10 protein-coding genes are annotated in these 14,776 nt (G+C 59.0%); 9 read left to right on the plus strand and 1 reads right to left on the minus strand.

Translation table 11 applies throughout. The features are described 5' to 3' along the window. The first annotated feature begins 3 nt into the window (after positions 1-3). The 9 genes from GA0061100_RS05475 to GA0061100_RS05515 all read left to right on the plus strand — a co-directional run bounded on the left by GA0061100_RS05475 (position 4) and on the right by GA0061100_RS05515 (position 14,310). A complete protein-coding gene (locus GA0061100_RS05475) occupies positions 4-882 on the plus strand; it encodes a transglutaminase family protein (RefSeq protein WP_075851650.1) in 879 nt (292 codons plus the stop codon). A gap of 148 nt (positions 883-1,030) precedes the next feature. After that, a complete protein-coding gene (locus GA0061100_RS05480; protein WP_244557762.1) occupies positions 1,031-2,239 on the plus strand; it encodes a vWA domain-containing protein in 1,209 nt (402 codons plus the stop codon). A 298-nt stretch (positions 2,240-2,537) separates the two neighbouring features. Further along, positions 2,538-5,000, plus strand: a complete 2,463-nt coding sequence (locus tag GA0061100_RS05485) for a glycogen/starch/alpha-glucan phosphorylase (RefSeq protein ID WP_075851651.1) — start codon at positions 2,538-2,540, stop codon at positions 4,998-5,000. Next, positions 4,997-7,204 (plus strand): 1,4-alpha-glucan branching protein GlgB, encoded by a 2,208-nt coding sequence (gene glgB / locus GA0061100_RS05490; protein ID WP_075851652.1) that lies wholly within the window; start codon positions 4,997-4,999, stop codon positions 7,202-7,204. Before GA0061100_RS05485 ends, glgB begins: the two co-directional genes overlap by 4 nt. Before the next feature lie 26 nt (positions 7,205-7,230). Further along, complete coding sequence (gene glgC, locus GA0061100_RS05495; protein WP_075851653.1) at positions 7,231-8,493, plus strand: glucose-1-phosphate adenylyltransferase; 1,263 nt, start codon at positions 7,231-7,233, stop codon at positions 8,491-8,493. Positions 8,494-8,496: 3 nt separating this feature from the next. Beyond that, entirely contained in the window at positions 8,497-9,939 is a 1,443-nt protein-coding gene (gene glgA / locus GA0061100_RS05500) for a glycogen synthase GlgA (RefSeq protein WP_075851654.1), read from the plus strand. A 4-nt stretch (positions 9,940-9,943) separates the two neighbouring features. After that, positions 9,944-11,572, plus strand: coding sequence for an alpha-D-glucose phosphate-specific phosphoglucomutase (locus tag GA0061100_RS05505; RefSeq protein WP_075851655.1), 1,629 nt, complete (start codon positions 9,944-9,946; stop codon positions 11,570-11,572). A gap of 214 nt (positions 11,573-11,786) precedes the next feature. Continuing rightward, the gene (gene glgX / locus GA0061100_RS05510; protein ID WP_075851656.1) at positions 11,787-13,754 is read left to right on the plus strand and encodes a glycogen debranching protein GlgX; all 1,968 of its coding nucleotides are present in this window, start codon (positions 11,787-11,789) and stop codon (positions 13,752-13,754) included. A 67-nt stretch (positions 13,755-13,821) separates the two neighbouring features. Next, on the plus strand, positions 13,822-14,310 hold the full coding sequence (locus GA0061100_RS05515; RefSeq protein WP_075851657.1) for a MaoC family dehydratase: 489 nt from the start codon (positions 13,822-13,824) through the stop codon (positions 14,308-14,310). Here the strand turns inward: GA0061100_RS05515 and GA0061100_RS05520 are convergent. Further along, positions 14,307-14,735 (minus strand): hypothetical protein, encoded by a 429-nt coding sequence (locus GA0061100_RS05520; RefSeq protein ID WP_075851658.1) that lies wholly within the window; start codon positions 14,733-14,735, stop codon positions 14,307-14,309. The two genes, GA0061100_RS05515 and GA0061100_RS05520, sit on opposite strands and share 4 nt — an antisense overlap. Positions 14,736-14,776: the final 41 nt, after the last annotated feature.

Genomic DNA, 14,776 nt, shown 5'->3' on the forward strand with positions numbered 1-14,776 from the left:
GTGATGCTCTACGACCTCTCGCTTCACATGGGCTATATCTACGACGTGCCGGCGAGCGGCGCGCGGCATATCCTGCGCGTCATGCCGCTCTCCCTGCCCAATCGGCAGAGACTGATCGCCGGCTCGGTGAAGATAACCCCGGGGCCGGATGAACAATCGAACTTCACGGATTTTTTCCAGCATCCGGCAACCTCGATCCTGGTGCGCGATCCGCATGAAAGGCTCGACATCCGCATGCAGGCGCGTGTTCAGGTAGAAAGCCAGCCCGTCGGGGCCGACTTTTCCCCCCTTCTCGGCAAATTGCCTGAGGAGATCGACGATTGCTGGTCGATCGATCCCTCCTCGCCCCATCATTTTCTCGGCAGCAGCCCGCGTCTGCCCGAAACAGGCGAGATTGCGGATTACAGCAAGCAATGGAAGGCCACCAATCTCACGACCCTGCAGATCGCCCATGCGGTCTGCGCGCAAATCCACAAGGATTTCACCTACGATCCCAAGGCGACGACTGTCGACACCACGCCCAAGGAGGCGTTTCGTCTCAAGCGCGGCGTCTGCCAGGATTTCTCGCATGTGATGATCATCACGCTGCGCAGTCTCGGCATCCCCGCCGGCTATGTCAGCGGTTTTCTGCGTACCATCCCGCCGCCCGGCAAGGAGAGACTGGAAGGTGCAGACGCCATGCATGCATGGGTGCGCGTCTGGTGCGGCGAGACGGCAGGGTGGATTGAGCTCGATCCGACGAACAATATTCCCGCCGGAACGGATCACATCGTCGTTGCCTATGGCCGCGATTATTCGGACGTTGCCCCCGTTATCGGTGTACTGAAGAGTTACGGCAACCAGAAAGCCGTTCAGGCAGTAGATGTTATTCCACTAAAATAGAATATACTTAAAGTAGTAAAAATCTGAAGCAAATCGCGTCAGACTAGGCAATTTGTTAAAAATCGACCGGTCGCTTAAACCTTCAACTAATATTTGTATTTGATAGTCCCGCCGTTCTTGAGAATCCAACTCTTTCCAATAGGCGGACATGATGATTGCCGGCTCCAATTTACTTTGTGTATTAAAACAACTTTTACGCGATAGAGCCGGAAACTTTGGCATCCTGACCGCGATTTCAGTCCCGGTGCTGGCCGTAGCGGGCGGCGTGGCGGTCGATGTCACGAACATGTCGCTGACACGCAGCCAGCTGCAGGAATCGACGGATGCAGCTGCGCTCGCTACGGCAACAGCGCTTGCGGACGGTAGCGCGACCACAACGACCGCCAAGGATCTCGCCAACAATTTTGTGCTCGGCCAGATGTCGAATTATCTCGCCGGCGATGCGGATGCTACGAATTCACTGAAAGCAGGCACCAGCACGACGGTGACAAAAACGACCGATTCCTCGGGGAATTCGGGTTACACGGTCGTCGTGAATTCATCCTATTCGATGCCGGTGAACAGCATGACCCGCCTGACCGGACAGAGTTCCCTGAACATTTCTACGTCCAGCACGTCAATCAGCGGAAAGACTTCTGAAACCCAGAAGAATGCCTTGTCGATGGAGATCGCGCTCGATAAGTCCGGCTCGATGTTGCTGAATACGGAAGTTGTCGACACCACTCAGACAAGCTGTATTCAATATTATACTAAAGGGAATTATCTGTATCAGTATTCAAAGGCTCAGAGCCCTTGTTATATCAAAAAGATTGCAGCACTGAAAACAGCAGTCGGTAGTCTTTTGGACCAGTTGGATGCGGCCGATCCTACCTCGCAATATGTTCGCACTGCGGCCATTGCTTGGAGCAGCGAGGTCGACAGCTATAGCAATCTCGATTGGGGAACAAAATCGACTCGCACAAACGTCGTCAGCGGATTGAATGCTGAAGGTGGTACCGAGTCTAGTGCACCAATGACAATGGCTTTCAACAACCTTATGTCGGCTTCCGAAACAGCTGCACAGGCCAAGAAGAATAACAAGACTTTCCAGAAGTACATCATCTTGATGACAGATGGAGAAAACAACGACACCAGTTCGGACCAGAAGACGTTGGCAACCTGCAATTCTGCAAAGGCCGCTGGTATCAAAATCTACACTGTTGCCTTCATGGCTCCGGCGCGCGGACAAAGTCTCCTGCAGACTTGCGCAACAAGCCCATCAAACTACTTCGCTGCCCAGCAGATGTCGGATCTGGTCGCCGCCTTCAAGACAATCGCCACCGAAACATCCAAGCAGATGACGCTCCTGACGAAGTGACCTCGCCTGGGTTGCGCACCAAGCAACCATAAATAGTCATCGAAATAAAAAGCCGCGCGATGCGAGTATCGCGCGGCTTTTCGTTTGATCGATGCGCGAATAAGAGCCCGAAACATCATCGGAATCAAGTCTTTTCCCGTCGAGGCGGAACCTTTGGCGGCATTTTTCGCATCCGCCCAACTCGCTTGTTGCAACTGCTTTACATCAGTGCGTAAACTGATAGTGAAACGGAAAGGCAAATCGATTTAATTCGGCGTAACGCGCTGAATATAAATCACAAATGGCGAGAGTTGATAGTATGAATAACTTGACGAAGGCCGATCTCCCCGTTCCAGCCCCGCGCAGTTCCCGCCCCGAAATCCTTGCCGAAGAAATCATCGAGCGCCTGACATACCGCATCGGCAAGGATGCGAAGGTCGCCAAGCCGCACGACTGGCTGACGGCAACGATCCTTGTCATCCGCGACCGCGTCATCGACAAATGGATTGAATCGACCCGAAAAGCCTATCAGACGGGCGCCAAGCGCGTTTACTATCTGTCTCTCGAATTCCTCATCGGCCGCCTGATGCGCGACGCCATCTCCAATCTCGGCCTGATGGAGGAGATCACCAACGCTCTCGCTTCGCTGGGCGTCGACATCCGTGTCATCGCCGGCCTCGAGCCCGATGCAGCGCTCGGCAATGGCGGCCTCGGCCGCCTCGCGGCCTGCTTTATGGAATCCATGGCAACCGTCGATGTGCCGGCCTATGGCTACGGCATTCGCTACGTCCACGGCCTGTTCCGCCAGCAGATGGCCGATGGCTGGCAGGTGGAGCTGCCCGAAACCTGGCTGGCGCACGGCAACCCTTGGGAATTCGAACGCCAGGAAAGCTCCTATGAAATCGGCTTCGGCGGCGGCGTCGAAACCATCAGCAGCCACGACGATCAGCCGCGTTACGTCTGGAAGCCGGCGGAGCGCGTCATCGCCACCGCATTCGATACGCCCGTCGTCGGCTGGCGTGGCGCGCGCGTCAACACGCTGCGTCTCTGGTCGGCGCAGCCGATCGACCCGATCCTGCTCGATGCCTTCAACGCCGGCGACCACATCGGCGCGCTGCGCGAAAGCAACAAGGCCGAAAGCCTGACCCGCGTTCTCTATCCCGCCGATGCGACACCGGCCGGCCAGGAGCTGCGCCTGCGCCAGGAGTTCTTCTTCTCGTCGGCCTCGCTGCAGGACATTCTGCGCCGCCACCTGCAGCAATATGACGATCTGACCAATCTCGCCGACAAGGTCGCGATCCAGCTGAACGACACGCATCCGGCCGTCTCCGTCACCGAAATGATGCGCCTGCTGGTCGATGTTCACGGCTTCGATTTCGACAAAGCCTGGGATATCACCAGAAACACCTTCGGCTACACCAACCATACGCTGCTGCCGGAAGCGCTGGAAAGCTGGCCGGTGCCGCTGTTCGAGCGACTGCTGCCGCGCCATATGCAGATCATCTATGCGATCAATGCCAAGATTCTCGTCGAAGCGCGCAAACTGCGCAATTTCAGCGATACCGAAATCCGTTCGATCTCGCTCATCGACGAGAATGGCGATCGCCGCGTGCGCATGGGCAATCTTGCCTTTGTCGGCTCGCATTCGATCAACGGCGTTTCCGCGCTTCATACCGACCTGATGAAGGTCACGGTCTTCGCCGACCTGCACAAGCTCTATCCGGACCGCATCAACAACAAGACCAACGGCATTACGCCGCGGCGCTGGCTGATGCAGTGCAATCCCGGCCTGACGAACCTCGTGCGCGAAACCATCGGCGATGCCTTCCTCGACGACGCCGAGCAGCTGAAGCCGCTGGATCAGTTCGCCCGCGACAGCGCCTTCCAGGAGAAGTTCGCCGCCGTCAAGCGCGCCAACAAGGTGCAGCTCTCCAACCTCGTCGCCAGCCGCATGGGCATCAAGCTCGATCCGAACGCGATGTTCGACATCCAGATCAAGCGCATCCACGAATACAAGCGCCAGCTGCTCAACGTCATCGAAACCGTAGCGCTTTACGACCAGATTCGCTCTCATCCGGAGCTCGACTGGCAGCCGCGCGTCAAGCTGTTCGCCGGCAAGGCGGCGCCGAGCTATCATAACGCCAAGCTCATCATCAAGCTGATCAACGATGTCGCACGCGTCATCAACAACGATCCCTCTGTACGTGGCCTGCTGAAGGTCGTCTTCGTGCCGAACTACAACGTTTCGCTGGCCGAAGTCATGGTACCGGCCGCCGATCTTTCCGAACAGATTTCGACCGCCGGCATGGAAGCCTCCGGCACCGGCAACATGAAGTTCGGCCTCAACGGCGCGCTGACCATCGGCACGCTTGATGGCGCCAACGTCGAAATGCGAGATAATGTCGGCGAGGACAATATCGTCATCTTCGGATTGCGGGCCGATGAGGTCGCCAACCTGCGCAGCGACGGTCACAATCCTCGCGCCATCATCGAGCGTTCGCGCGAATTGGCTCAAGCACTTTCGGCCATCGCCTCTGGTGTATTCTCTCCCGACGACCGCAACCGCTACGCCGGCCTGATCGACGGCATCTACAGCCACGACTGGTTTATGGTTGCCGCCGATTTCGATGCCTACGCCTCGGCACAGCGCGAAGTCGATATTCTCTGGGCCAACCCGTCGGAATGGTACGCGAAGACGATCAACAATACCGCCCGCATGGGCTGGTTCTCCTCCGACCGGACGATCCGTCAATACGCCAAGGAAATCTGGAGAGCCGGATGAAAAAGCCGAAAAAGCCCGCTGACAGCACAAGCTTGAGCGATATTTCGGCAGTGGATATTGCTGCAATTCTCGCAGGCACCCATTCCGATCCATTCGCCGTTCTCGGCGTGCACAAGACGGACGAAGGCTATGTAGCCCGCTGTTTCATCCTTGGTGCTGAAGCCGTCACCGCCACGGCGCTCGACGGCTCCGTCATCGGCGAGCTCGAATGCCTCGATCCGGCAGGCTTCTTTTCCGGCGACGTCAAACTTGCCAAGCAGCAGCCGGTCCGCTATCGCGCCCGGCGCGGCGATGCCGAATGGGCGGTAACCGATCCCTACAGCTTCGGTCCGGTTCTTGGACCAATGGACGATTACTTCGCTCGTCAGGGTACGCATCTGCGCCTGTTCGACAAGATGGGCGCCCACCCCATGAAGCACGAGGGCGTCCAGGGCTTTCATTTCGCCGTCTGGGCACCGAATGCACAGCGCGTTTCGGTTGTCGGCGATTTCAACAATTGGGATGGCCGCCGGCACGTCATGCGCTTCCGCTCCGACAGCGGCATCTGGGAGATCTTCGCCCCGGATGTGCCGGCCGGGGTTGCTTATAAGTTTGAGATCCGTGGCCAGGACGGCGTATTGCTGCCGCTGAAGGCCGATCCCTTTGCCCGACGCAGCGAGCTGCGCCCGAAGACGGCTTCGGTCACCGCCAACGAACTGCTTCAGATCTGGGACGATTCCGCGCACCGCGAACATTGGGCAAGCGTCGATCAGCGCCGCCAGCCGATCTCTATTTACGAGGTGCATGCCGCCTCCTGGCAGCGCCGCGACGACGGCTCGATGCTGTCCTGGGACGAACTCGCCTCGCGCCTCATCCCCTATTGCGTCGACATGGGCTTCACCCATATCGAATTCCTGCCGATCACCGAACATCCCTATGATCCGTCCTGGGGCTATCAGACGACCGGCCTTTATGCACCAACCGCCCGCTTCGGTGAGCCGGAAGGCTTCGCCCGCTTCGTCAACGGCTGCCACAAGGTCGGCATCGGCGTCATTCTCGATTGGGTGCCGGCGCATTTTCCGACGGACGAACATGGCCTGCGCTGGTTCGATGGCACTGCCCTTTACGAACATGAAGACCCGCGCAAGGGCTTTCATCCCGACTGGAATACGGCGATCTACAATTTCGGCCGCACCGAAGTGCTCGCCTATCTGCTGAACAATGCACTCTATTGGGCAGAAAAATACCACCTGGACGGTTTGCGCGTCGATGCCGTCGCCTCAATGCTCTACCTCGACTATTCGCGCAAGCACGGCGAGTGGATCCCGAACGAATATGGCGGCAACGAAAACCTCGAGGCTGTTCGCTTCCTGCAGTCGATGAACACTCGGCTTTACGGCGCGCATCCGGGCGTCATGACCATCGCCGAGGAATCGACCTCCTGGCCGAAAGTATCGCAGCCGGTCCATGAGGGCGGGCTTGGCTTCGGCTTCAAGTGGAACATGGGCTTCATGCACGACACGCTGAGCTATCTCGCCCGCGAGCCCGTGCATCGCAAATATCATCACAACGAGCTGACCTTCGGCCTGATCTACGCCTTCTCGGAAAACTTCGTCCTGCCGCTCTCGCATGATGAAGTCGTCCACGGCAAGGGATCGCTGATCGCCAAGATGGCCGGCGACGATTGGCAGAAATTCGCCAACCTGCGTGCCTACTATGCCTTCATGTGGGGTTATCCCGGCAAGAAGCTGCTCTTCATGGGCCAGGAATTCGCGCAATGGAGCGAGTGGAGCGAAGAGCGCGCGCTGGACTGGAACCTGCTGCAATATCGCATGCACGAAGGCATGCGCCGCCTCGTTCGTGATCTCAATTTCACCTATCGCAGCAAGCCGGCACTTCATGCTCGCGATTGCGAGGGCGACGGCTTCGAATGGCTTGTGGTCGATGATTTCGAAAACTCGGTCTTTGCATGGCTGCGCAAGGCGCCGGGCGAAAAGCCGGTCGCCGTCATTACCAATTTCACGCCAGTCTATCGTGAGAACTACACCTTGCGCTTGCCAGCTGAGGGGCGGTGGCGCGAGATATTGAATACCGATGCCGACATTTATGGCGGCAGCGGCAAGGGGAATGGCGGGCGTGTCCAGGCCGTGAATGCAGGCGGAGGCGTACAAGCGATCATAACGCTGCCTCCACTAGCGACGATCATGCTCGAACCGGAATTTTGAGACCATTACGGACAGGGAGGAATAAAATGGTAGAAAAACGTTTCCAGCCGCTGGCACGCGATGCCATGGCCTACGTTCTTGCCGGGGGGCGCGGCAGCCGCCTGAAAGAACTGACCGACCGCCGTGCCAAGCCAGCCGTGTACTTCGGCGGCAAGACCCGGATCATCGATTTCGCGCTGTCCAACGCACTCAATTCCGGTATCCGCCGCATCGGCGTCGCGACGCAGTACAAGGCGCACTCGCTGATCCGCCACATGCAACGCGGCTGGAACTTCTTCCGCCCGGAGCGAAACGAGAGCTTCGATATCCTGCCGGCCTCGCAGCGCGTCTCGGAAACGCAATGGTACGAAGGCACGGCCGATGCCGTCTACCAGAACATCGACATCATCGAGCCCTATGGCCCGGAATACATGGTCATCCTCGCAGGCGACCACATCTACAAGATGGACTATGAATGGATGCTGCAGCAGCACGTCGATTCCGGCGCACAGGTGACGATCGGCTGCCTCGAAGTGCCGCGCATGGAAGCGGTCGGATTCGGCGTCATGCATGTCAACGAGAAGGACGAGATCATCGATTTCGTCGAAAAGCCGGCCGATCCGCCCGGCATTCCGGGCAATCCGGACTTTGCGCTTGCCTCCATGGGCATCTATGTCTTCCACACCAAATTCCTGATCGAATGCCTGAAGCGCGATGCGGCCGATCCGAATTCCAGCCGCGACTTCGGCAAGGATATCATTCCCTATATCGTCAAGAACGGCAAAGCCGTCGCCCATCGCTTCACGCAGTCCTGCGTTCGCTCGGATTTCGAGCGCGAAGCCTATTGGCGCGATGTCGGCACGATCGATGCCTATTGGCAGGCCAACATCGACCTGACCGCCGTGGTGCCGGAACTCGACATCTACGACAAGTCCTGGCCGATCTGGACCTATGCGGAAATCAGCCCGCCGGCCAAGTTCGTCCATGACGACGAGGACCGCCGCGGTTCTGCAGTCTCCTCCGTCGTCGCCGGCGATTGCATCATTTCCGGCGCGAGCCTCTACAACAGCCTGCTCTTTACCGGTGTTCGCGCCAATTCCTACTCCAAGCTGGAGGGTGCCGTCGTGTTGCCAAGCGTCAAGATCGGCCGCCGGGCACAGCTCAAGAATGTCGTCATCGACCATGGCGTCACCATTCCCGAGGGTCTGGTGGTCGGTGAAGATCCGGACCTGGATGCCAAACGCTGGCGCCGCACGGAGAGCGGCATCTGCCTGATCACCCAATCGATGATCGACAAACTGGATCTGTAACTTATGAAGGTTCTCTCGGTTTCGTCCGAAGTCTTCCCCCTGATCAAGACAGGGGGCCTGGCCGATGTCGCCGGCGCCCTGCCTATCGCATTACAGCCCTATGGGGTCGAAACCAAGACCCTGATCCCGGGCTATCCCGCCGTCATGAAAGCCATCCGCGATCCGGTTGCCCGTCTGGAGCTTCCGGATCTCCTCGGCGAGCCGGCGACCGTTCTCGAGGTTGAGCACGCGGGCATTGCCTTCCTGGTGCTCGATGCCCCCGCTTATTACAGCCGTACCGGCGGCCCCTATGTCGATGCGACGGGCAAGGACTATCCCGACAACTGGCGGCGTTTCGCGGCGCTGTCCCTGGCCGGCGCCGAGATTGCCGCAGGCCTCATGCCCGGCTGGCGGCCGGATCTCGTGCATGCGCATGACTGGCAATCGGCGATGGTGCCGGTCTACATGCGCTACTATCCGACGCCGGAACTGCCGAGCGTTCTGACCATTCACAACATCGCATTCCAGGGCCAGTTCGGCGCCGATATCTTCCCCGGCCTGCGTCTGCCGGCGCATGCCTTCTCCATGGAAGGCATCGAATATTACGGCGATGTCGGCTTCCTGAAAGGCGGGCTGCAGACGGCGCATGCCCTGACCACCGTCAGTCCCTCCTATGCCGAGGAAATCCTGACGCCGGAATTCGGCATGGGTCTCGAAGGCGTCATCGCCAGCAAAGCCTACAATCTCTACGGCATCGTCAACGGCATCGACGATGACATCTGGAATCCTGCGACCGATCCGATGATCGCCCAGACCTACAATGCAACGACGCTGAAGGATCGTGCCTTGAACCGCCAGCGCGTCATCGAGCATTTCGGCCTCGACGATGATGATGGTCCGATCTTCTGCGTCGTCAGCCGGCTCACCTGGCAGAAGGGCATGGACCTTCTGGCAAGCGTCGCCACCGAGATCGTCCACATGGGCGGCAAGCTCGCCATTCTGGGGGCTGGCGATCCGGCGCTGGAAGGCGCACTGTTTGCCGCGGCTGGCCGTCATCGCGGCCGCGTCGGCGTTTCAGCCGGCTATAACGAACCCATGTCGCATCTGATGCAGGCCGGCTGTGACGCAATTATCATCCCCTCGCGCTTCGAACCCTGTGGCCTGACGCAGCTTTATGGCTTACGTTACGGCTGCCTGCCGATCGTTGCGCGAACGGGTGGGCTGAACGATACGATTATCGACGCCAACCATGCCGCGCTGCAGGCAAAAGTCGCAACCGGCATTCAATTTTCGCCCGTCACCGCGGAGGGGCTGTTACAAGCCGTGCGCCGTGCCATGCATCTTTTCCAGGATCGAAAGGTCTGGACGCAGATGCAAAAGCAGGGCATGAAATCCGACGTATCCTGGGGCAGGAGCGCAGAACGCTATGTCGCTCTCTACTCCAGTCTAGTCTCGAGAGGCGCTTAACCCGATGATTAAAACTGTACCGACTACCCCCTACGCGGATCAGAAACCCGGCACTTCGGGCCTGCGAAAGAAGGTTCCCGTATTCCAGCAGCCGAACTACGCGGAAAACTTCATCCAGTCGATTTTTGATTCGCTCGAAGGCTATCAGGGCAAGTGCCTGGTCATCGGCGGCGACGGCCGCTACTACAATCGCGAAGTCATCCAGAAGGCCATCAAGATGGCCGCCGCAAACGGCTTCGGCAAGGTGATGGTCGGCAAGGGCGGCATCCTCTCGACGCCCGCAGCCTCCAACATCATCCGCAAGTACAAAGCGTTTGGCGGCATCATCCTGTCGGCCAGCCACAATCCCGGCGGCCCGACGGAAGATTTTGGTATCAAGTACAACATCGGCAATGGCGGCCCCGCGCCTGAAAAGATCACCGACGCCATCTACGAGCGCTCCAAGGTGATCGACAGCTACAAGATTGCCGACTTCCCAGACATCAACCTCGACCGCATCGCTCGCGAGGATGTGGGCGGCATGATCGTCTCGGTTATCGATCCGGTCGAAGATTATGCGGCCCTCATGGAAGAGCTGTTCGATTTCGGCGCGATTCGCAATCTGATCAGTCTCGGCTTCCGCCTCAACTTCGATGCGATGAGCGCCGTCACCGGCCCCTACGCCAAGGAAATCTTCGAGATCCGTCTCGGCGCGCCGGACGGATCGGTGCGCAATTTCCTGCCGCTACCGGATTTCGGCGGTCATCACCCCGACCCGAACCTCGTCTATTGCAAAGAGCTCTACGACGACATGATGAGCGAGGATGCGCCCGACTTCGGTGCAGCATCGGACGGCGATGGAGACCGTAATCTCATCATCGGCAAGGGCATCTACGTCACCCCGTCCGATAGCTTGGCAATCCTTGCTGCCAACGCCAATCTTGCTCCCGGCTATTCACACGGCATCGCCGGCATTGCCCGTTCGATGCCGACCAGCGGTGCTGCCGACCGCGTTGCCGAGAAGCGCGGCGTCGGCATCTATGAGACGCCGACCGGCTGGAAATTCTTCGGCAACCTGCTCGATGCCGGCATGGCGACGATCTGCGGCGAGGAAAGCTCCGGCACCGGCTCCAACCATGTTCGCGAGAAGGACGGGCTCTGGGCCGTGTTGCTCTGGCTCAATATCCTTGCCGTTCGCGGCGAAAGCGTCATCGATATCGTGACGCAGCATTGGGCCACTTATGGCCGCAACTATTATTCCCGCCACGATTATGAAGGCGTCGACACCGATGCCGCCAATGGTCTGATTACGGCGCTGCGCGAAAAGCTGCCGACGCTACCGGGCACGAAGATCGGCGACCTCACCGTTTCCGCCGCCGACGACTTCGCTTATCACGATCCGGTCGACAAGTCGGTCAGCCAGCATCAGGGCATCCGCATCCTGTTCGAGGGCGGTTCCCGCGTCGTCTTCCGCCTCTCCGGCACCGGCACGACGGGCGCGACGCTGCGCGTTTATATCGAGCGCTACGAGGCCGATCCAACCCGTCACAATATCGAGACCCAGGAAGCGCTGGCCGATCTCATCGTGGCAGCCCAGGAGATCGCCGATATCAAGGGCCGCACTGGCCGCGATACGCCGACGGTTATCACCTGAGTTTTGGTTTTTAAGCCCCTTCGCCCCGCAAATGCGGGGAGAAGGTGGCCAGGAGCGGCTGAACGAAGTAAAGCGGCGACTGGTCGGATGAGGGGCCTTATCGAAATTCACCACGACTGCACAATCTGCCGAACGCACCGCCCCTCACCCTAGCCCTCTCTCCGCACGCGGGCAGAGGGAGCGATCTTTAGATATCCAGCCAGAAAGCCCGAGCATGTCCGAACCGACAATCCGCTCCCTTGGCGCCACCCTCACCGATCACGGCGTTGAATTTGCCGTTTGGTCCAGGAATGCCGAGAGGATCGAATTGTGCGTGTTCGATGCGGAGGGCAAGAAGGAAATCGTGCGGCTGCCGCTTGCTCGCGATGGCGACGAGCATCGTCTTTTCGTTGAGAATGCCAGGGAAGGCATGCGCTACGGCTTGCGCGCCTATGGCCCGTACGATCCCGACCAAGGCTTATGGTTCGATCCGTCGAAGCTGCTGGTCGACCCCTATGCCAAGGAGATAGATCGACCGTTCGAATACGACGCGCGCCTTGGAACGTTCGGGGAAGACACGCGGGACCTGATGCCGAAGGCGATCGTCTCGCGCGACGTCGCCATCAAGCCGGCCAAGCCGTTGTTTCAGCCCGGGGGTCTGATCTACGAGATCGCCGTCAAGCCGTTCACCATGCTGCATCCGGATGTACCGGAAAAACAGCGCGGCACGGTGGGCGCCCTTGCCCATCCCGCCATCATTGCCCATCTCAAGCGCCTGCAGATCGACGCCATTGAGCTCATGCCCATCACCGCATGGATCGACGAACGGCACCTGCCGCCGCTAGGCCTCACCAATGGCTGGGGCTACAATCCCGTCGGTTTCATGGCGCTCGATCCTCGTCTCGTGCCCGGCGGCATGAAGGAGTTGCGCGACACGGTCGCTGCCCTTCACGCCGAAGGCATTGCCGTCATCCTGGACCTCGTCTTCAATCACACCGGCGAGAGCGACCGTCAGGGACCCACACTGTCCCTGCGCGGCCTCGACAACCCCACTTACTTCCGTCACCTGCCGGATCAGCCCGGCACGCTGGTCAACGACACGGGCACGGGCAACACGGTCGCCTGCGATCAGCCGGCGACGCGCAAGCTGATCGTCGACAGCCTTAGCCACTTCGTCCGCTATGCCGGCATCGACGGCTTCCGCTTCGATCTCGCCACCGTGATCGGCCGCAACGGCAAGGGTTTCGATCCCGACAGCATGACGCTGCGCACCATGCTGGCGGATGACGTCCTCAGGGATCGGATCATGATCGCCGAGCCCTGGGACATCGGTCCCGGCGGCTATCAGCTTGGACGTTTTCCGACGCCGTTTCTCGAGTGGAACGACCGCGCCCGCGACGATCTGCGCCGCTTCTGGCGCGGCGATGCCGGCGTCGGCGATCTGGCAACGATCCTTGCCGGCTCCTCCACCACCTTCGGCCGCGACGGCCGCACGCAGACGCGCAGCGTCAATTTCCTTGCCGCCCATGACGGTTTCACGCTGATGGACCTCGTTTCCTACGAGAACAAGCACAACGAGGCCAATGGCGAGAACAATCGCGACGGCCATAACGAAAACTTCTCCTGGAACAACGGCATCGAAGGCCGAACGGACGATCCGTCGATCCAACACAAACGCCGCACCGATATCGAAGCCATGCTGTCGACGCTCTTTGCGACGCGCAGCACGATCATGCTCACGGCAGGCGACGAAGGCGGCCGCAGCCAGCAGGGCAACAACAACGCCTATTGCCAGGATAATGCCATCACCTGGATGGACTGGAAGTCGCTGGACGAGGAACTGATTGGCCATACCGCCTGGCTTGCGGGCCTGCGCCGCCGCCTCGCCGCCTTCGGTCAGATGGACTTCTTTCGCGGCGATGGCGATGTGCTCTGGTTCTCGGGCGCGGGGACGCCGATGACGGTATCGGATTGGGAAACGCCGAAAGCGAGCCTGCTCGGCATGGCAATCCGGACCGAGGATCGCGCCAGCGGCCGATCGACGCGGCTTGCGATGGTCTTCAACCGCGCCTCGGACGAACGCTCCATCGCCTTGCCGGCTTCCGAAAACGGCTGGTCCCTGCTGACGACGGCGGGCGAAACGCCAGCCGGGGAGCAGATCGCCATTCCCGCCCGCTCCGTCGCCTTCCTTCTCGAAAACTGATCGCGGTTGCACTTTCCGTCCCGATTCGCCAGAAAGGATTCTGACGACACAGACCGACGAGGATGGAATGCCCGGCGATATCTCGCTTGTTGAGATCATGAAACTTGTGGGAACCGAGATTGGCGTTTCCGACTGGATCACTGTCGACCAGACGATGATCGACACCTTTGCCGATGCGACGCTCGATCATCAGTTCATCCACGTCGATCCCGAGCGGGCCAAGGCGGAAACGCCCTATGGCGGCACCATTGCTCACGGCTTCCTGACGCTCTCCCTGCTCTCGGCGATGAACTACAGCGGCCTGCCGAAGATCCGCGAGCAGACCATGGGTATCAACTACGGCTTCGAAAAGATCCGCTTCATGTCGCCGGTCAAGTGCGGCGCGCGGGTGCGCGGACACTTCACACTCGCCGAAACCCGGCTGCGCGGCGCCAATATGCTGATGCTGACCTATGACGTGACCGTGGAGATCGAAAACGAACGCAAGCCGGCGCTGACCGCGACATGGACGACCATATCGCAGTTCGACCCGAAGGATCGACCCGAGGAATCTTAGAATTTGTTCCGGGCGGAGCGGATCTCCTCCCTAAGTACAATCACAAAAATCAGCGCTATTCCGCCTAAGATTTCGAGTATCTGGAATATTAACGCATGATATATGGAGATGATATCAAAGGAAATTTTGCCGCCAATAACCAAATGAATTACATTGAGCAATATTATTACAATTATAAAAAGCTTGAAGTAGTTTCGAAAGCGATCAAAAGCGCTAAATTTACTTGACATGTCCGGCTGTGCGCTTTCGTCATATCCTATTCCGGTCCACGACTTAGAATCAACTTCAAGGCCGTCTTTGTCAGAGCCCATGGGCATGACCTTTGTGTCGCGCGTCCGAGTGCACGGGTTAAAGGCGAGTGCTTTCACCTCGTCGATACAACCATTATGCGACCAAAGCTGATGGCAAACAAGATCGATTGCCATCAGCTGTCAATGTTACGCCATAAGCCGATATTGAATCAGCC

The organism is Martinezella hainanensis (assembly GCF_900094555.1).
Lineage (GTDB): Bacteria > Pseudomonadota > Alphaproteobacteria > Rhizobiales > Rhizobiaceae > Rhizobium > Rhizobium hainanense.